Genomic DNA, 17,355 nt, shown 5'->3' with positions numbered 1-17,355 from the left:
ACAGATAGGGCGGGAAGCCGTGCCGGACACATTGCGTGGAACCGTCGACGCGCCGTGGCGCATCGGTACCCGAGGCTCGCTGCTGGCCCTGACCCAGGCCGGGCATGTGCGCGACGCTCTCATCGGCAACGGGCAGCAGGCCGAGCTGGTGATCGTCAAGACCGCCGGTGATCAGTCCTCCGCGCCGGTGCAGACCATCGGCGTGGGTGTCTTCACCGCCGCGCTGCGCGACGAATTGGCCGCCGGCACAGTCGATATCGCGGTGCACTCGTACAAGGATCTGCCGACCGCGCAGGACCCGTGCTTCGATATCGCGGCCATTCCGCCGCGCCAGGATCCGCGCGACGCCCTGGTGGCGCGCGACGGCCTGGTGCTGGGCGAACTGCCCGCCGGATCCCGGATCGGCACCTCCGCCCCGCGCCGCGCCTCACAGCTGCTGGCACTGGGCCTCGGTGTCGAGATCGTGCCGCTGCGCGGCAATCTCGACACCAGACTCGCCAAAGTTGCCAATGGTGAACTCGATGCCGTCGTGGTGGCCCGGGCCGGGCTGGCCCGTATCGGCCGCCTCGATGCCGTGACCGAATCGCTGGAGCCGGTGCAGATGCTGCCCGCCCCGGCGCAGGGCGCGCTCGCGGTCGAATGCCGCAGCGAGGACACCGAACTCGTAACCATCCTGTCCGCCCTCGACGATGCTGGCACCCGTGCCGCCATCACCGCCGAGCGGGCGCTGCTGGCCGAACTGGAGGCGGGTTGCACCGCCCCGATCGGCGCACTGGCCGAGGTCGTCGAATCCCTCGACGATGACGGCCGGGTGGTGGATGAACTGTCGCTGCGCGGTTGCGTGGCGGCGATCGATGGCTCGGACACCATCCGGGCCTCTGTGGTCGGCTCGCTCGCGGATGCCGCGGAACTGGGCCGTGCACTGGCGCGTGAGCTCTTGGAGCTGGGGGCGCGCGACCTGCTCAGTGACCCCGGAGATGCGAACCCGGGTGCCGAGCAATCCGACGACAGCAGCAGCAATCCCAGCCCAATGGAGAATATTCGATGAGTGAGCGCAGCGAACGAATCACGGACACAGCGCCTGCGGGCACCGCTGCGCCGAGCCCTAGCGAGGTGCAGCGGTGAGCCGAGCGACGAAGAAGCACCCCGGCCGGATCCTTTTCGTGGGATCCGGGCCCGGTGATCCTGCGCTGCTGACCGTGCGGGCCCGTGAGGTGCTGGCGCGGGCCGAGCTCGCGTTCACCGATCCCGATGTCGACAAGGGTGTGCTCGCCCTGATCGGCACCGCGTCCGAGCCGGGTCCCGACGGGCAGCTGCCGGTCGATGTACGCCCCGCGCTGGGTGATGCGGCCGAGGTCGCCAAGACGCTGATCGCCGAGGCCCGCAATGGTTTCGACGTGGTGCGCCTGGTCTCCGGAGACCCGCTGACCACCGATTCGGTGATCCAGGAGGTCAATGCCGTCACCCGTTCGCACCTGATGTTCGAGGTGCTGCCGGGCCTGTCGGCCGGAACCACGGTGCCCGCCTACGCGGGCATCGAATTGGGCTCCAGCCACACCGAGGTCGATGTGCGCGGTGAGGTGGATTGGGCGGCTGTCGCGGCCGCGCCCGGCCCGCTGGTGCTGCACGCCACCTCCGGGCATCTGGCCGAGACCGCCAGCGCACTGGTGGAGCACGGTATGGCTCCGCAGACCCCGGTGGCGGTGACCGTGCGCGGCACCACCCGGCAGCAGCGCACCATCGACGCCACCCTCGCGACTTTGAACAACGCGGCCTCGGAAATGGTCGGCCCGCTGGTGGTCACCGTCGGTAAAGAGGTCGAGAAGCGCGCCAAGACCTCCTGGTGGGAGTCGCGTGCCCTGTACGGCTGGACCGTACTGGTGCCGCGCACCAAGGAGCAGGCGGGCGAGATGAGCGAGAAGCTCGTCATGCACGGCGCGATTCCGATGGAAGTTCCGACCATCGCCGTCGAGCCGCCGCGCAGCCCCGCGCAGATGGAGCGCGCGGTCAAGGGTCTGGTCGACGGCCGCTACCAGTGGGTCGTGTTCACCTCCACCAACGCGGTGCGCGCGGTGTGGGAGAAGTTCGGCGAATTCGGTTTGGACGCACGGGCTTTCTCCGGTGTGAAGATCGCCTGCGTGGGCGAGGCCACCGCGGAGAAGGTGCGCTCGTTCGGCATCAACCCGGAGCTTATTCCCAGCGGTGAGCAGTCCTCCGAGGGCCTGCTGGCCGACTTCCCGCCCTACGACGACGTTTTCGACCCGGTGAACCGAGTCCTGTTGCCGCGCGCCGATATCGCCACCGAAACCCTGGCCGAGGGTCTGCGCGACCGCGGCTGGGAGATCGACGATGTCACCGCGTACCGCACCGTGCGCGCGTCCCCGCCCCCGGCGGAGACCCGCGAAATGATCAAGACCGGCGGTTTCGACGCGGTGCTGTTCACCTCGTCCTCCACCGTCCGGAACCTGGTCGGTATCGCCGGTAAGCCGCACGCCCGCACCATTGTCGCCTGCATCGGCCCCAAAACCGCCGAGACGGCAATCGAATTCGGCCTGCGCGTGGACGTGCAGCCCGAAATCGCCCAGGTCGGCCCGCTCGTCGAGGCGCTCGCCGAGCACGCCGCCCACCTGCGCGCCGAGGGCCTGCTGCCCCCGCCGCGTAAGAAGAGCCGCCGCAGCCGCTGATCCGGCCGCGGTCGAGTCGAACCGGTCCCCGCATCCGATGATGCGGGGACCGTTCATTTTCCGGCCTGGAACCGGTGCCCATGGAAGTGGTGGCATTTCACATTCCGGGAGCTGGCCTACTGTTCGCGAGATGAAGCGAATTGTAGTGAATATTGCTGGGGCAGCGGCCTTTTCGAGTGGAATCCTGCTGTCCGGCATGGGTTCCGTCGCCGCCGCGCCGCAGGGCATCCCGGTGGAATCCGCCCCCATCGCGGACTCGGGCTCCACGGCGGGAAATCTGCTCTCCGGCATTCTGAACACCGGCTCCGCGGCGATCAAATGTATGGGTGGCGGCGGTGATTGGTCATCCTTCCCGCGGTCGGCGGACGGTCCGAGCGGCTGTATTCCTGCGGGGCGCTATTCGGCGAGTGTTGGTGGCGTATCTCCGACCGATCCGATCGCCGATCCCGGCACTACGGGTTCAGCCGGGACCGGTTCCGCGCAGCTGCTGCTGAAGTGTCTGTCCAGCGGCTCGTCGGTGGCCCCGGGCGACCAGATGGGCTTCCCCGCGATCTGCCGCTGAGGATTTCGCGACCTCGGCTGAACTCCGTTGTTGCGCTCGCGAAGGACCTGATATCCGGACAGTCCCGCTCGTCGCGGAATCGGAGGGGGACTGTCCGGCATCGCGTCTCAGGTCAGCGCTGGGCCTGCATCATGCGACGGACCATGCGGCAGGTGGCGTCCGACGGCCAGTGCACACCGACGAATTCGGCGGTGTCCCTGATCTTTTCGTTGGTTGCCTGATCCGGCGCGAAGGTGCCCGCGTCCAGGAGCGCGATGGCAAGCCGCATGGCCTTGATGCGCCGATTGTGTGAGATGTACCAGGACCGCGGACGGCCCGCCGGTAGCGGCTGCTTGATGAGCGGGCGCCACGGGTGATCGATCACGTCCCCCTTTTTTGGCACTGCCGCCTCATCGGACATGTTTGTCTTGCTGGACATGTTGGGTACGGCTGCAAGCACGACCAATCCTCCCTGTCGCGATCGGAGTTCGCGGGGAAGAATCTCCCCGCAAACTCTTCGAACACATCTTCGATTCTACTCGGGACCACCGACAAAGTCCGCTGCTCACAAAGGTTTACGGGACATACGCGGCAAACCTCCGGAGGCCCTCGCGCAGGGCGGACGGCACGGGCATATCATCGCCCTATGACCGGAATGGACCGCCCACGGCGGTTGCGCCGCACCCCAGCTCTACGTCGCCTGGTGGCTGAAACCACACTGCAGCCACGGCAATTGGTGCTCCCCATGTTCGTCGCCGACGGGCTCGACGAACCGCGCGAAATCTCTTCCATGCCAGGCGTTTACCAGCATTCGATGGACTCGCTGCGCAAGGCCGCGGTGGAGGCCGTCGCGGCCGGCGTCGGCGGACTCATGCTGTTCGGCGTGCCGCGCGCCGAAGACAAGGACGCGGACGGCAGCCAGGCCAGCGATCCGAACGGCATCCTGAATCGCGGACTGCGCGCGCTGGTCAACGAGGTCGGCGGCTCGACGGTGGTGATGGCCGACACCTGCCTGGACGAATTCACCGATCACGGCCACTGCGGCGTGCTCGGCGCGGACGGCGGCGTCGACAATGACGCCACCCTGCGGCGCTACGTCGACATGGCCGTCGCGCAGGCCGAGACCGGCGCGGACCTGCTCGGCACCAGCGGCATGATGGACGGTCAGGTCGGTGCGATCCGCGCGGGACTGGACGCGGCCGGGCATATCGACACCGCGATTCTGGCCTACGCCGCCAAGTACGCCTCCGCCTTCTACGGTCCCTTCCGGGAGGCGGTGGGTTCCTCGCTGGAGGGCGATCGCCGTACCTACCAACAGGATCCGGCCAATCGCCGCGAGGCCATTCGCGAGCTGGAGCTGGATCTCATGGAGGGCGCGGATATCGTCATGGTGAAGCCCGCCATGTCGTATCTGGATATTCTGCGCGATGTCGCGGACCGTTCGACGGTTCCGGTGGCGGCCTATCAGATCTCCGGCGAGTACGCGATGATCACTGCCGCCGCGCAGAACGGCTGGATCGACCGGCGGGGCGCGATTCTGGAGTCGCTCTTGGGTATTCGGCGCGCGGGGGCGGATATGGTGCTCACCTACTGGGCCACCGAAGCCGCGCACTGGCTTGGCTGAGCAGGTTCTGCCCGCCGTGAATTCGATGATCCCCCCAACGGGTGCGCACCCGGTGCCCGAGGATGTGCGCACCTCCTGCCAGCTCTGGTGTGCGGCATTGGCTCTCGGTGTGGTGCAGGTGATCGCGGTGCTGGTCTCCCAGTTGGGGCAGCGTGGTGCGCTGGCGCAGGAGATGGTCGATCGCGCGCAGGGGACGAGTACGCCATTGACCTTGGCGCAGGCGCAATTACAGGTGCTGCTGGGGTTGACGGTGATCGCGCTGCTGTGGCTGGCGCTGAACGGTGCCGGCGCGGCCGTGGTGTATCAGCTGTGGCGTGGAAAGAATTGGGCGCGTGCGGTTCTCACCGGATACGGGTTCTTCCTGGTGCTCGGCGCGGCGCTGGCGATGTTCGGTAAGACCACCCAGTCCGGGGTGGCGGGCGTGGTCGCCGGTGGGGCCGCGATCGTGCAGGCGGTGCTGGCCGGTGGCGCCGTATTCCTTTGTCACCGAACCGATTCCGAGCCGCACTTCCGGCCCGGACCGCTATGAATACTGCGGAGTTTGTTACAGGCGTACTACCGGGTAAGGTGAGGGCTGTCACAGATGGTTCGGGAACCGGAAGTCGTCCGTCATGCGTTGTGGCATGGCGCGTTCGGTTCCGGAGAGGCGGAGGCAACGATGCGAGTGGTTATTCAACAACCACACAGCCTTCGGCGCGACGTGCTGGGGTTGAGTCTGCTCTTCGTGTTCGGATTGCTCACCCTCGCCGTGCTGTTGATTCCGGGCCTGCTCGCCTGAGCGCAATGCGCCGATCGTCCGGTTCGCCCGGCCCCGCTAGGTTCTACCTATGACCGACCCCGCCGCGAACGTGCTGTTCTCCGAGCCCGGTGCGCGCTACCGCACCATCGCCTACGGTCCCGTGCTGTGCGGAATCGTGCTGGGGCTGGAGGTTATTCGCGGCGGCGAGGCGCACTGGTTCGGGCTCATCTTCTGTGGCCTGCTGCTCGCCGGGTTCGTCTGGTTGCAGGTGATTGCCGGAAAGCGCCATATCAGTGTCGAACTCACCCCCGACACGCTGCGCGAAGGCACCGAAACGCTGCCGCTGCGCAACATTGCCGAAGTGTTGCCGGAACTCGATGAAGAGTCCTGGGATGATGAGGACTGGGAATCGGCGCGCGCACTCGGTGAACTCACCGGAGTACCGCGGCGGCGCAAGGGCATCGGACTGAAACTGCGCGACGGCAGCCTGGCGCAGGCGTGGGCGCGGGACCACCACACCCTGCGCGCCGAGCTGACGGCGGCGGTGACGGCGCTCGGCGGTTCCGATACGAAGCAGGACTCCGGCAGCGACGAGGAGAAGGAGGCGCGGTGATGCGCTGGCTCGCCGTAATCGCCGAATTCGTGATCGCCGCGCTCGTCGCGGTCGCCGGCCTCTGGTGCTGGCGCAATGGAGTGCAGACGGGGTGGTTCACCCCGACCGCGGACGCGCCCGGATTCTCGGCGACCAGGTATTCCGGGCCGTGGCTGGCCGGATCCGCCGCTTCGGCGATCATTGCCGGGCTCATCTTCATCGATATGGTCGCCAGGGGCGTTCGCACGCGCGGAGAATGACATCCATGACGCAGCTGCCGATGGTGTCGTTCTCCTGGCCGGACCTGCTTTCACCACAGCTGAATTGCCTGTTCAGCACCGGTTGGGCGGCATTCTGCCTGGAGGTGCCGCTGTCGTAGCGGCACCCAATTGTGTTCAGCCCCAGTTCTGGTAAATATCCAGCACCCGCTCGCCGCGGGTTCCTGGCGCATTGAAATAGACGACCACGGAGCCGTCGGGGTGATCGGCGGCCTCCGCCACCACCTGCCGCAGCGAGGCATGCACGCCGCCACTGTCGTCGCGGTAGATGGTGGTGTCCGGCTTCAGCCCCGCGCCCATCCGGCTCAGTGGCACGAACATGCTCACCACCGCCGGAATCGGCCCGTCCGCCAGAGCGGCTGTCTCGTCATGCGATAACGCCACACCGATTCGCCCCTGATCGGGCTGGGCGATCGGAGTCCCCGCGCTCGCCTGCCCGGCCCCTGCGATCAGTCCCGCCGAAATGCCCATCGCCACCAGTAGTCCCGCACCGACCCGCATACTGTTCAGCCCTCTCTCGATGCCCGCTCCCTGTGCCGTGAGATTACGCACCAGCAACTCTTCAGCGATCGATGTTGCGCCCGAACGATTCCGGCGTGTTGCCCCTCGATGCGTGATGTGCGGAGCTGTCACCTGCGGCGACGAACAGTCGGCCCGGGATCGGCGGCGGGGGAGACCTAGCGGATGCGGGACGCGCGAACAGGTGCGAAGATGACGGGTTCGGTGTGGGACAACCCACTCTCCTACACCCTGTCGTCGGCGGGCTCGCGGGCGGCTGAGAGACTGGGTGCCGTGAGTTCTTCTCCGCGTGTGAGCCAGGCGTCGGTGCCGGTCTCAGCCCAGCTTTTCGAACGCGCCGCGGCGGTCATTCCGGGTGGCGTGAATTCGCCGGTGCGGGCCTTCAATTCGGTGGGTGGGACGCCGCGGTTCATCAAATCCGCGAGCGGGTACACACTGACCGATGCCGACGGCAACGAGTACATCGACCTGGTGTGTTCGTGGGGTCCGATGATTCTCGGGCACGCGCATCCGGAGGTCGTCGAGGCCGTGCAACGCGCGGCCGTGGGTGGGTTGTCGTTCGGTGCGCCGACCGAGGCGGAGATTCTGCTCGCCGAGGCCATCGCGGCGCGGGTGGAACCCGTCGAGCGGGTGCGCTTGGTGAACTCGGGCACCGAGGCCACCATGAGCGCGGTCCGATTGGCGCGCGGATTCACCGGGCGCACCAAGATCATCAAGTTCAGCGGCTGCTACCACGGGCATGTGGACGCGCTGCTCGCCGACGCCGGATCGGGCCTGGCGACCCTGGGTCTGCCGACCTCGCCGGGTGTCACCGGTGCGCAGGCGGCCGACACCATCGTGCTGCCGTACAACGATCTCGCCGCCGTCGAGGCCGCCTTCGCCGCGCATCCCGGGCAGATCGCCTGTGTCATCACCGAGGCGGCGGCGGGCAATATGGGCGCGGTCGCGCCGCTGCCCGGATTCAACGCGGGCCTGCGCATGCTGACGCGGGACAATGGCGCGCTGCTCATCATGGACGAGGTCATGACCGGATTCCGGGTGAGCGCGTCCGGTTGGTACGGCCTGGAAGGTGTCGCGGGCGACCTCTACACCTTCGGCAAGGTGATGAGCGGTGGCCTGCCCGCCGCGGCCTTCGGCGGTCGCGCGGACATCATGAATCGGCTGGCTCCGCTCGGCCCGGTCTATCAGGCGGGCACACTGTCCGGGAATCCGGTCGCGGTGGCGGCGGGCCTGGCCACGCTGCGCGCCGCCGATGCCGAGGTCTACGCGGCGCTCGACCGTAATTCCAAGCGCCTCGGCGCGCTGCTCGGTGACGCGCTCGCGGCCGAAGGCGTCCGGCATCAGGTGCAATTCGCAGGCAATATGGTGAGCGTGTTCTTCGCCGACACCCCGGTCACCGACTATGCCGCCGCCAAGGCGGCCGAGACGTGGCGGTTCCCCGCCTTCTTCCATGCCCTGCTCGACGCCGGTGTGTACGCGCCGCCGAGCGCCTTCGAGGCATGGTTCGTCTCCGCGGTACTCGACGAGGACGCATTCGACCGCATCGCCGCCGCCCTCCCCGCCGCCGCGCGTGCCGCGGCTGCCGCCACCCCCGAAGGATCCGCCGCGTGACCTCCCATCCCGACACCGGTCTACCCGCCCCCGACCCACATCCGGCCCCCCTCACCCCGGCCGAAGCCTCCCGCCTGCTGGACTCCATCCGCCAGGCCGAGGACGAGCTCGCCGAGACCGGTGAGAACATCGCCGTCTCTCCGGCTGAAACCCCTTCGCCCGCAAAGAAATCCGCTGCCCGGGCCAAGAATGTCGCCAAGCAGGCCACCGCTGCCGTCGCCGAAGCGGAAGTGGTTTCCGTTGACCCGGAAACGGTTGCCATCGAGGGCGATTCGGACGCTGCCGCGCAGCAGTCCACGTCCGTAGCGCCGAGCGTCGAGGGTGGAACATCCGCTGATCCGGTGTCCACCGCCGATTCAGCCGAGACCGAGGCATCGCCCGCGGATCTGGCCGCCGCCGTGGCCGAATGGACCGCCGCCTCTACCGGAGCGGCTCCGGCCGATGCCGCGCCGAATGCCGCCGACGATGCCGAGATCGACTCCGCCGCAACGGATTTCTTTGCCGAGGAGCCGGTGGTGGCCGAGGTCGAAACGGCCGGAGGGTATTTCGCCGAGGATGTCGTGTTCGCCACCGATTCGGATGAGGAATCGAACTCCGAGGGTGGGGTGGCGGAGACTTCGGACACCGCCGCTGCCGCCGTGGATGAGTCCGCTGCCCTGTCCGATGCGGGCGAATCCGCCCTTGCCGCAAATGGTTTCATACTGCCCGGCGATGTGGCCGATGATGTCGAGACGATCGTGCATGTCATGCGGCACGGTGAGGTGCACAATCCGAAGGGGATTCTGTACGGTCGCCTGCCCGGGTTCCAGTTGTCGGTGACGGGGCGGGCGCAGGCGCAGGCCGTGGCGCGGTCGCTGGCCGATCACGATATCGCGCTGGTGGTGGCCTCGCCGTTGCAGCGGGCGCAGGAGACCGCGGAACCCATTGCGCTGCACCATGATCTGGTTATCCGCACCGATGACAATCTGATCGAGGCCGGGAACACCTTCGAGGGTCTACGGGTGTCGATGAGTGACGGCGCGCTGCGCAAGCCCCGGCACTGGTGGAAGATGCGCGATCCGTTCACGCCGTCCTGGGGTGAGCCGTATCTGCAGATCGCGCATCGGATGCTGGCCGCGGTGAACAAGGCTCGGGTCGAGGCGGCGGGGCGCGAGGCCGTGCTGGTCTCGCATCAGCTGCCGGTGTGGACGCTGCGCCGCTTCCTGCAGGGGCAGCGGCTCTGGCATGACCCGCGGAACCGGCAGTGCTCGCTCGCCTCCATGACTTCGCTTGTGTACCAGGGCGATACGTTGATCGACATTGTCTACAGCGAACCCGCGGGCGCCTCGGATCCCAAGGTGACGGGGGCATGAGCGGGACCGCGTCCGGCACCTTCGCACGCACCGTGTCGACCTTGCTGGCGAGCCTGTCCCTGGTGGCGGTGCTCGCCGGTTGTTCGACCGCAGGCAAGGACGCGGTAGCGCAGGGCGGGACATTCGATTTCGTCTCGCCCGGCGGTAAGACCGATATCTTCTATGATCCGCCGGAGTCGCGCGGGACGATCGGCAAGTTGTCCGGCCCGGATCTCATGACGGCCGGGAAGACCACCTCGGTGGACGACTTCCCCGGCAAGGTCGTGGTCGTCAATATCTGGGGTCAGTGGTGTGGCCCGTGCCGCGCGGAAGCGCCTGCGCTGGAACAGGTTTACGACGCCACCAAGAATCAGGGCGTCGCCTTCCTGGGTATCAATGTGCGCGACAACCAGCAGGACAAGGCGCAGGATTTCGTCACCGACAACAAGGTCGGTTACCCGTCGATCTACGACCCGTCCATGCGGAGTCTGCTCGCGCTCGGCGGTAAGTTCCCGACCAGCGTCATTCCCACCACGATTGTGCTGGATCGGGAGCATCGGGTCGCGGCGGTCTTCCTGCGGTCGCTGCTCGCCACCGATCTGCAGCCGGTTGTGGAGAAGCTGGCCAAGGAAGGTCAGCAGTGAACGTGACAGTCCTTGCCGGCGTTGGTGATTCGTTCCAGCAGACCGCCGCCACCGGGCCACTGCTGCTCGCGCTCGGCGCCTGTGTGCTGGCCGGGTTGGTGTCGTTCGCCTCGCCGTGTGTGGTGCCGCTGGTGCCCGGTTATCTCTCGTATCTCGCGGGTGTCGTCGGTGCGGAGGCTCCGCCGGTCACCGTGGAATCGGCCAAGCAGACCGCTGTCGTCGAACGCAATCGCGGGCGGATGCGGGTCGCGGGTGCGGCGGGACTTTTCGTACTCGGTTTCACGATAGTTTTCGTGCTGGCCTCCGCCACGGTCTTCGGCACGATCCAAGCTCTCAATATGAATCGTGAACTGCTGCAACGCATCGGCGGCGGCGTCACCATTCTGATGGGCTTGGCCTTCATCGGACTCATTCCCGCGTTGCAGCGTGACACCCGGATGGAGCCGCGTCGCCTGAGTGGCCTCATCGGCGCACCCCTGCTCGGTGCGGTCTTCGCGCTCGGCTGGACACCGTGCCTGGGCCCCACGCTCTCCGGTGTCATGGCCGTCTCGGCGGGCACCGAGGGCACCACTGCCGCGCGCGGTGTCGCGCTCATCGTGGCCTACTGCGTGGGCCTGGGCCTGCCGTTCGTAATCCTGGCGTTCGGGTCGGCGACCGCATTGCGCGGTGTCGGCTGGTTGCGCCGTAATTCCCGCACCATTCAGGTGATCGGTGGCATCCTGCTGGTTGCCGTCGGTATCGCCCTGGTGACCGGGGCGTGGGACCAGTTCATCTCCTGGATCCGCGACGCCTTCGTCTCGAATGTGACCCTGCCGATCTGATGACTGCCACCCTCGAAACCCCCGCCCCCGCCCGCCCGCCGCGACCGTCGCTGCCGCGCAGAGTGCTTGCCGTACTGCGTAATACGTGGCGCGGGCTGACCAGTATGCGCACCGCGCTCATGCTGTTGTTCCTGCTGGCCCTGGCCGCGATTCCGGGTGCGCTGCTGCCGCAGCGCAGTCTGAACAAGCAGAAGGTCGATCAGTACATCGCGGACCGGCCGACGCTGGGTCCATGGATGGATCGCCTGCAACTGTTCGACGTGTTCTCCAGCGCCTGGTTCACGGCCGTCTATGTGCTGCTGTTCGTTTCGCTGGTGGGCTGCATTCTGCCGCGCGTGCTCGATCACTATCGGGCGCTGCGCACGCCGCCGGTGAAGGCGCCGCGCAATCTGTCGCGGCTACCGCGCAACTACAGCGGATCCGATGCGGGGACACCGGATGAGGTCATCGAGCGCGCTCGGAAAGAGTTGCGCGGCTGGCGAACCGCGGTGCAGCCGGGGACACGCGACGGTGAGATCACGCTCTCCGCGGAGAAGGGGTACATCCGCGAGGCGGGCAATCTCGTCTTCCATCTCGCGCTGGTGGGTCTGCTGCTCGCGATCGCCATCGGCAAGCTGTTCGGTTATGAGGGCAATGTGGTCGTCATCGCCGATGACGGCCCGGGTTTCTGCACCACCTCGCCCGCGGTATTCGACTCGTTTCGCGCGGGCAATGTGAACGACGGCACCGGATTGTCGCCGATGTGTGTGCGGGTCAAGAACTTCAAGGCGGATTACCTGCCCAATGGTCAGGCCGCCATGTTCTCCTCGGATATCCAATATCAGTCCGGCAATGATCTGGATTCGGGGACCTGGCGGGACACCAGTATTCAGGTGAATCATCCGCTGCGAGTCGCCGGTGACCGGGTTTACCTGCAGGGCCACGGTTTCGCGCCGACCTTCACGGTGACGTTCCCGAACGGGCAGACGCGTACCGAGACCATTCAGTGGAAGCCGGACGATGCCACCACCTTCCTGTCCTCGGGTGTGCTGCGTATCGATCCGCCGGGTGGCATGTATCCGAGCGAGCAGGAACGGCGGCAGCATCAGGTCGCGATCCAGGGCCTCTTCGCGCCGACCGCACTGCTGCACGGTTCGCTGCTGACCTCCATGTATCCGGCCATGCGGGATCCGATGGTGGCGGTCGATATCTACAAGGGCGATACCGGTTTGGATACCGGTCGCGCGCAGTCGCTGTTCTCGCTGGATCCGGAGATGATCAAGCAGGGGCGGCTGGTCAAGGAGCAGCGGGTGAATTTGAAGCCCGGGGAATCCTCGATGCTGTCCGATGGCACCAAGGTGACCTTCGATGGTGCGCGGGAGTTCGTGAATCTGCAGGTGTCGCATGATCCGGCGCAGCAGTGGGTGCTGATCAGCGCGCTCGCCATGATGGCGGGTCTGCTGGTGTCGCTGCTGGTGAAGCGGCGGCGCATCTGGTTGCGGGTGTACCCCGACGCGCAGGATGATGGAGTACGACGTACCGTAGTAGAAATGGGCGGATTGGCGCGCACCGATCAAGCGGGCTGGGGCGGCGAATTCGACCGATTGCGTGAACGGTTGCTGACCGAGAACACGGGAGACAAATAATGCCGATCGACGAGACCATCGCGTCCTACAGCGATCTCGCGTTCAAATCGGCCATCGTGATCTACGCGCTGGTCTGGATCATGCTGGTGTGGCAGTTCGCCATCACCCGCACCGTGCCCACCACCGCACGGGAATTGGTCACCGTGGGCGGCGGTTCGGAGCCGGTGCCCGCGGCGGCTCCCGACGTGCCGGGGCGCATCGTGCCCACCGAACGAGCTCGGCGTCCGTTCCCGGAACGCCTGGGCAATATGGCTTTTGCCGTATTGTTCGTCGGCTTCGGCGCACACGCGGTCTCGATTGTATTGCGCGGCTTCGCGACTCACCGTTTCCCGCTCGGCAATATGTTCGAGTTCATCAGCATGGCCTGTGCCGCGGCGGTTCTGCTCGGCCTGGTGCTGCTGCGTGATCAGCGCTACCGCGCTATGTGGGCGTTCCTGCTGCTGCCCGTCCTCATCCTGCTGTTCCTGGCGGGCACCAAACTGCACGTGGACGCGGCCCCCGTGGTCCCCGCCCTGAAGTCGTACTGGCTGCCCGTACACGTGACGGTCGTATCCATCGGCAGCGGCGTATTCCTGGTATCCGGCGTAGCCAGCCTGCTGTTCCTATTCCGCATGTGGCAGCCCGCCGGCCACGAATCCGACAACCTCCTGGGCCAATTGGCCCGCCGCCTCCCCGACGCCCAAATGCTGGACCGCCTCGCCTACCGCACCACCATCATCGGCTTCCCGATCTTCGGCACCGGCGTAATCCTCGGCGCCATTTGGGCCGAAGCCGCCTGGGGCCGCTTCTGGGGCTGGGACCCCAAAGAAACCTGCTCCTTCATAGCCTGGGTCCTCTACGCCGCCTACCTCCACGCCCGCGCCACTTCAGGTTGGCGAGACACCAAAGCCGCCTGGATCAATATCGCCGGCTTCATAGCAATGCTCTTCAACCTCTTCATCATCAACATCGTGGTGAGCGGATTGCACAGCTACGCGGGCCTCAACTAGCGCTGTCCGCCTGAGGTTCTCGGAATCACCCGGTATTTAGGTACCGGGGTTTTTCGTATCGGTACGGGACGTGATTCGGCGACCGCTATCGGATAGAACTTGATCGTTGTATTTCGCAAGTGAAACGCTCTGAGCTGTCGTATGTAGGTTCGTGTCTCGTTATCCGATCCGATACCCTTTGCCTAGGAAAAGACTTGGCACCTAGGGGGGTCTCATGGCGGATAGTGTTGCGTCCACACCGGATTCGGAACTCTGGCGGCGGATCTGGGAGGGGGCCGCGCGCGCGGGGTTGGGTGCGCATCGTGCGGTTTATCCGGCGGCGCCCGCCCATTGGGCCGGAGTGCGGAAGGCTTGCTACCTACTTCTCGGCACGGCGACATTGACGGCGGTCGGGGTGGCGGCCGGACTGGAGTGGTTGCAGGCGCTGGCCGGATTCGTCTCCGCCATATTGATTTTGGCGGTGCCGATGGGAACGTGGCGCACCTGGCGTTATGACCGGAAGGTGGCAGGCAGTCGACTCGATCTGTTCGAGCACGGCATGGTCGCCGCTCTGCCCGGCGGGGTGTGCGTATTCCGCTATGAGACCGCCGAGGTGTTGCAGAACATCACCAATCACTATCGCAATGGCGCGTTTCAAGGCACCACCTATCACTACATATTCAGTTCCCCCGAGGGCGCTCGCGCGGTGCTCAATGAAGCGTTCTCGAATGTGCGGGAATGGGGGCCGGCGGTGCAGCGGGCCGTCACCGACGCGCAGTTGCCGAATGCGGTCGCCAAGGTGCGGGCGGGGGAGCGGGTCGCGTTCGGCGACCTGTGGATAAGCGCCGGTGAGGTTGGTTCCGGCGGCAAATCCGCCCCCTGGGACCGGGTGGAAGAGTTGGCTCTCACGCAGGGGCAGGTCTCGGTCGGGGTGGCGGGAAAATTCTTCAACCTGACCAACACCCCGATCAGCCGGATCCCGAATTTCTTTGTCTTCCAGGCACTTTTCGAGTACCTCAGGTCGGCCCACGGTCGTCTCTCCGTCGCCGAGTGAGAATCAGGCGTACCGCATCTCGAATGAGTGAGACATCACGTCACACCAAGCTGGGTTCCGGGTCGTGCGCGCTTGTACTGTCCATATGTCTGTGACAGCGCGTACCTGAATCCCTTGGGAGACGTCGTGATCGATCCTGCTTCGGCCGTCCTGCCGGTCGGCATCTGGCTCACCCTGCGTATTGCCTCGCGCCTCGGCGGCGGCACCGACCTCGACTATCGGCGGCGGGAAACGTGCGCCGCGTATGCGCACAGCACCCGTCAGGCGCACGGTCTGGCGCATATAGGGCGTCGCCTGCACCCGGTGGAAACCTCGGGAGACCGCGGGATAGTGGTCGAGCGGGATCAGGTCTAGTTGAATTCGGATGGGGCGGCCCGCCAGCCGACCAGTCAGGATGAGCCGATTCTGTTGCGGCTGTTCGTAATTGAGGGTGGAGAGGGTCTTCTTCTCGTCCGGATCCTGCGAAATGGTGATGGTGTGGCTGTCCGGGGCGATTCGGGTGGGCAGTTGTTCGCCACCGGGCCAATTCCCTTGCGGGCGAGAACGTTATGGCAGCGAACACCCCCGGCGTATCCGGCAAAACTCGTGCCCCGACCGCCACTGCCCCCGAAATCCGCGCCCCCGAATCTGTCGCTCGTAGGATTGACACGCCTATCCGTCGCGAGACAGGAGCATGAAATGCGCGCGAAACGCATAGTGGCCAACCTCCCGGTACCCGATATCGAGGCGGCGAAATCCTTCTACACCGACTTCCTCGGCCTGAGCACCGAGGAATTCAATATGGGCTGGGTTGCCCGCTATACCTCCCCCGACACCGGCGCCAACCTCCAACTCGTCACCCGCGACGCCGGCGCCCCCGTCGACTCGGTCATCTCGGTCCACGCCGACGACGTCGACGCCGCCTACGAAGAAGCCCAGAGCCTCGGCTACGAAATAGTCCACCCAATAACCACCGAACCCTGGGGCGTCCGCCGCTTCTTCGTCCGAGCCCCCGACGGCAACATCCTCAACATCGTCGCCCACCACGACTAGCGTTCGGACGCTCGCGCACCCATCGACCAGCCGCGAGCGTGCACTCATGGCGGCGATATGTCGTTTTCCCCGCCGAGGTTGCACGTTCGGCACTAGGTGGTGCGGGGCGAGAGGCGAATTCGCTTGGGGCGGTGGGGAAGTGGGTGTGGCTGACATGGGTGTCCCCGCCGGCCTGGATGGTGGCGGGGATTGGGGGTTAGGTGAGTTCGGGGTTGTTGGGGTCGGCGTTGGCGAGTTTGACCGCTTCGGTGGCGGCTTCCTTGGCTCGGGCGCGGTCCCATTTGTGGTTGTCGGTGTGGTTGTTTTCGGCGACTTTGGCCTGCATCGGTTCGAGCAGGGGGTCGGGGGGTGGGCCGGTGCCGGAGGCCAGGCGGGCGGCGTCGAGGTCGCGGCGTTGCTGGCGGCGCTCGGCGGAGTGGGTGTCGCCCTGCTTGCGGCGCGCGTCCTGTGAGAGGTTTTCGTCCTTTTCCATTGGGCACCTTCCCGGTCGCGTCGGATGACACCAGTATGCGCTTGGGAAAAGGAGGCCGGTCGGTTTGCTAGAAGGATGCCGACCGGTCTGTATTTGACCTAGTGATCAGGAGAGCCGGGTTCGCCATCCCGGTGCTGGCGCGAGAGTCGCCAGAGAAAATCGGGATCGTCATCGGGACCGATTATGCGGTTGCGTGGTGCCGATGCTGTGCCGGTGCGGGCCGGTCGCTGGGGCCCGAATGCTTTCCAGCACAACATCGCGACGGCCACTACCGCAATCAGTGCCAACAGGTACGTCACGTCGCTCACCTCCTGCCAACGAGGGTAATCCGTGTCCGTACCCGCAGCACCGCGGAATGGGAAATAGGGTTTTAGACGCGAGTTGCTTCGGTGGTGAGAGAGCGCAGGAGCTGCAGAACTTCGCTTTCGCGGAACCGGCGGTGACCGCCCGGGGTCCGCAGTGAGCCGAGCCGACCCGCATGAGCCCACCGGGTAACGGTCTTCGGATCGACATGGAACATTGCTGCTACTTGGCCGGGGGTGAGCAGGGTGTCCTGGCTGTTGACGGAACCCATTACGCGGCTCGCCGCGGTGAACGCAGTCATTCGCAAACCTTTCCGTTTTGTCAGATCCCTCATCAGTAGCGACATCGTTGCACTGCACCCCCCGAGTGTTCGAACAGTCTCGATTTGGTAAAGGGGAAGTAATAGACAAAACGGATATCCGTACTGTGTTCGCGGTCACGAATCGCCCCGATGCAGCGAATATCCAGCGACATTCGGGCAGAGGGCACCGCGTATGCCCGAATCCCCGTCACCTAG

General features: G+C 66.0%; 21 protein-coding genes. 16 read left to right on the top strand and 5 right to left on the bottom strand.

Going from position 1 to position 17,355, the window contains the following annotated elements; all coding sequences use genetic code 11:
- Positions 1-4: 4 nt before the first annotated feature.
- From hemC to GFY24_RS06575, 3 genes are all read left to right on the top strand, one after another.
- A complete protein-coding gene (hemC, locus tag GFY24_RS06585) occupies positions 5-1,048 on the top strand; it encodes a hydroxymethylbilane synthase (RefSeq protein WP_375336011.1) in 1,044 nt (347 codons plus the stop codon).
- A 73-nt stretch (positions 1,049-1,121) separates the two neighbouring features.
- Positions 1,122-2,684 carry a bifunctional uroporphyrinogen-III C-methyltransferase/uroporphyrinogen-III synthase gene (locus GFY24_RS06580; RefSeq protein ID WP_309230536.1) on the top strand — a complete coding sequence of 521 codons (1,563 nt, stop codon included), beginning with the start codon at positions 1,122-1,124 and terminating at the stop codon, positions 2,682-2,684.
- A gap of 130 nt (positions 2,685-2,814) precedes the next feature.
- Positions 2,815-3,246, top strand: a complete 432-nt coding sequence (locus GFY24_RS06575) for a hypothetical protein (protein WP_153804013.1) — start codon at positions 2,815-2,817, stop codon at positions 3,244-3,246.
- 112 nt (positions 3,247-3,358) lie between these two features.
- Here GFY24_RS06575 and GFY24_RS06570 read toward each other — a convergent pair whose 3' ends face one another.
- A complete protein-coding gene (locus GFY24_RS06570; protein WP_228566020.1) occupies positions 3,359-3,664 on the bottom strand; it encodes a hypothetical protein in 306 nt (101 codons plus the stop codon).
- Between the two features lie 207 nt (positions 3,665-3,871).
- Between GFY24_RS06570 and hemB the strand changes: the two genes are divergently transcribed.
- The 4 genes from hemB to GFY24_RS06550 all read left to right on the top strand — a co-directional run bounded on the left by hemB (position 3,872) and on the right by GFY24_RS06550 (position 6,440).
- Positions 3,872-4,849: a porphobilinogen synthase gene (gene hemB / locus GFY24_RS06565; protein WP_153804012.1), complete on the top strand. Its 978-nt coding sequence runs from the start codon at positions 3,872-3,874 to the stop codon at positions 4,847-4,849.
- Between the two features lie 16 nt (positions 4,850-4,865).
- Positions 4,866-5,378: a hypothetical protein gene (locus GFY24_RS06560; RefSeq protein WP_153804011.1), complete on the top strand. Its 513-nt coding sequence runs from the start codon at positions 4,866-4,868 to the stop codon at positions 5,376-5,378.
- A gap of 298 nt (positions 5,379-5,676) precedes the next feature.
- Complete coding sequence (locus GFY24_RS06555; protein WP_228566019.1) at positions 5,677-6,201, top strand: hypothetical protein; 525 nt, start codon at positions 5,677-5,679, stop codon at positions 6,199-6,201.
- The gene (locus GFY24_RS06550; protein ID WP_153804010.1) at positions 6,198-6,440 is read left to right on the top strand and encodes a hypothetical protein; all 243 of its coding nucleotides are present in this window, start codon (positions 6,198-6,200) and stop codon (positions 6,438-6,440) included. The genes GFY24_RS06555 and GFY24_RS06550 overlap by 4 nt, the downstream gene beginning before the upstream one ends.
- A 135-nt stretch (positions 6,441-6,575) precedes the next feature.
- Here the strand turns inward: GFY24_RS06550 and GFY24_RS06545 are convergent, their stop codons facing one another.
- Entirely contained in the window at positions 6,576-7,010 is a 435-nt protein-coding gene (locus tag GFY24_RS06545) for a hypothetical protein (protein WP_309230535.1), read from the bottom strand.
- Between the two features lie 240 nt (positions 7,011-7,250).
- Here GFY24_RS06545 and hemL point away from each other — a divergent pair, with 240 nt between their 5' ends.
- The 9 genes from hemL to GFY24_RS06500 all read left to right on the top strand — a co-directional run bounded on the left by hemL (position 7,251) and on the right by GFY24_RS06500 (position 16,063).
- Positions 7,251-8,588, top strand: coding sequence for a glutamate-1-semialdehyde 2,1-aminomutase (gene hemL, locus GFY24_RS06540; RefSeq protein WP_309230534.1), 1,338 nt, complete (start codon positions 7,251-7,253; stop codon positions 8,586-8,588).
- Positions 8,589-9,334: 746 nt separating this feature from the next.
- On the top strand, positions 9,335-9,940 hold the full coding sequence (locus GFY24_RS06535; protein ID WP_153804228.1) for a histidine phosphatase family protein: 606 nt from the start codon (positions 9,335-9,337) through the stop codon (positions 9,938-9,940).
- Positions 9,937-10,563, top strand: a complete 627-nt coding sequence (locus tag GFY24_RS06530) for a TlpA disulfide reductase family protein (protein WP_153804009.1) — start codon at positions 9,937-9,939, stop codon at positions 10,561-10,563. The genes GFY24_RS06535 and GFY24_RS06530 overlap by 4 nt, the downstream gene beginning before the upstream one ends.
- A 2-nt stretch (positions 10,564-10,565) precedes the next feature.
- Complete coding sequence (locus GFY24_RS06525; RefSeq protein WP_309230566.1) at positions 10,566-11,384, top strand: cytochrome c biogenesis CcdA family protein; 819 nt, start codon at positions 10,566-10,568, stop codon at positions 11,382-11,384.
- A complete protein-coding gene (locus tag GFY24_RS06520) occupies positions 11,384-13,009 on the top strand; it encodes a cytochrome c biogenesis protein ResB (protein WP_153804008.1) in 1,626 nt (541 codons plus the stop codon). Before GFY24_RS06525 ends, GFY24_RS06520 begins: the two co-directional genes overlap by 1 nt.
- Positions 13,009-13,998 carry a c-type cytochrome biogenesis protein CcsB gene (gene ccsB, locus GFY24_RS06515; protein WP_153804007.1) on the top strand — a complete coding sequence of 330 codons (990 nt, stop codon included), beginning with the start codon at positions 13,009-13,011 and terminating at the stop codon, positions 13,996-13,998. The genes GFY24_RS06520 and ccsB overlap by 1 nt, the downstream gene beginning before the upstream one ends.
- A 214-nt stretch (positions 13,999-14,212) precedes the next feature.
- Positions 14,213-15,031: a DUF6585 family protein gene (locus GFY24_RS06510; protein ID WP_153804006.1), complete on the top strand. Its 819-nt coding sequence runs from the start codon at positions 14,213-14,215 to the stop codon at positions 15,029-15,031.
- 126 nt (positions 15,032-15,157) lie between these two features.
- A complete protein-coding gene (locus GFY24_RS06505; RefSeq protein ID WP_153804005.1) occupies positions 15,158-15,385 on the top strand; it encodes a hypothetical protein in 228 nt (75 codons plus the stop codon).
- Between the two features lie 324 nt (positions 15,386-15,709).
- The gene (locus tag GFY24_RS06500; RefSeq protein WP_153804004.1) at positions 15,710-16,063 is read left to right on the top strand and encodes a glyoxalase superfamily protein; all 354 of its coding nucleotides are present in this window, start codon (positions 15,710-15,712) and stop codon (positions 16,061-16,063) included.
- Positions 16,064-16,259: 196 nt separating this feature from the next.
- Here the strand turns inward: GFY24_RS06500 and GFY24_RS06495 are convergent, their stop codons facing one another.
- The 3 genes from GFY24_RS06495 to GFY24_RS06490 all read right to left on the bottom strand — a co-directional run bounded on the left by GFY24_RS06495 (position 16,260) and on the right by GFY24_RS06490 (position 17,139).
- A complete protein-coding gene (locus tag GFY24_RS06495) occupies positions 16,260-16,535 on the bottom strand; it encodes a hypothetical protein (RefSeq protein WP_153804003.1) in 276 nt (91 codons plus the stop codon).
- A 98-nt stretch (positions 16,536-16,633) separates the two neighbouring features.
- Positions 16,634-16,834: a hypothetical protein gene (locus tag GFY24_RS43275; protein WP_309230565.1), complete on the bottom strand. Its 201-nt coding sequence runs from the start codon at positions 16,832-16,834 to the stop codon at positions 16,634-16,636.
- A 71-nt stretch (positions 16,835-16,905) separates the two neighbouring features.
- Positions 16,906-17,139, bottom strand: coding sequence for a BldC family transcriptional regulator (locus GFY24_RS06490; protein WP_067567119.1), 234 nt, complete (start codon positions 17,137-17,139; stop codon positions 16,906-16,908).
- Positions 17,140-17,355: the final 216 nt, after the last annotated feature.

The sequence above is a fragment of the Nocardia sp. SYP-A9097 genome, assembly GCF_009649815.1.
Classification (GTDB): Bacteria; Actinomycetota; Actinomycetes; order Mycobacteriales; family Mycobacteriaceae; genus Nocardia.
Note: the sequence above shows the minus strand (reverse complement) of the source record. Positions and strands in the feature narration are given on the sequence as shown.

Excerpts from the sequence above, each read along its gene's own strand:
- GFY24_RS06575 (WP_153804013.1), top strand. The coding sequence starts at position 2,815 with ATGAAGCGAATTGTAGTGAATATTGCTGGGGCAGCGGCCTTTTCGAGT.
- GFY24_RS06570 (WP_228566020.1), bottom strand. The coding sequence starts at position 3,664 with ATGTCCAGCAAGACAAACATGTCCGATGAGGCGGCAGTGCCAAAAAAG.
- hemB (WP_153804012.1), top strand. The coding sequence starts at position 3,872 with ATGACCGGAATGGACCGCCCACGGCGGTTGCGCCGCACCCCAGCTCTA.
- GFY24_RS06555 (WP_228566019.1), top strand. The coding sequence starts at position 5,677 with ATGACCGACCCCGCCGCGAACGTGCTGTTCTCCGAGCCCGGTGCGCGC.
- GFY24_RS06535 (WP_153804228.1), top strand. The coding sequence starts at position 9,335 with ATGCGGCACGGTGAGGTGCACAATCCGAAGGGGATTCTGTACGGTCGC.
- GFY24_RS06530 (WP_153804009.1), top strand. The coding sequence starts at position 9,937 with ATGAGCGGGACCGCGTCCGGCACCTTCGCACGCACCGTGTCGACCTTG.
- GFY24_RS06520 (WP_153804008.1), top strand. The coding sequence starts at position 11,384 with ATGACTGCCACCCTCGAAACCCCCGCCCCCGCCCGCCCGCCGCGACCG.
- ccsB (WP_153804007.1), top strand. The coding sequence starts at position 13,009 with ATGCCGATCGACGAGACCATCGCGTCCTACAGCGATCTCGCGTTCAAA.
- GFY24_RS06510 (WP_153804006.1), top strand. The coding sequence starts at position 14,213 with ATGGCGGATAGTGTTGCGTCCACACCGGATTCGGAACTCTGGCGGCGG.
- GFY24_RS06500 (WP_153804004.1), top strand. The coding sequence starts at position 15,710 with ATGCGCGCGAAACGCATAGTGGCCAACCTCCCGGTACCCGATATCGAG.
- GFY24_RS06495 (WP_153804003.1), bottom strand. The coding sequence starts at position 16,535 with ATGGAAAAGGACGAAAACCTCTCACAGGACGCGCGCCGCAAGCAGGGC.
- GFY24_RS06490 (WP_067567119.1), bottom strand. The coding sequence starts at position 17,139 with ATGACTGCGTTCACCGCGGCGAGCCGCGTAATGGGTTCCGTCAACAGC.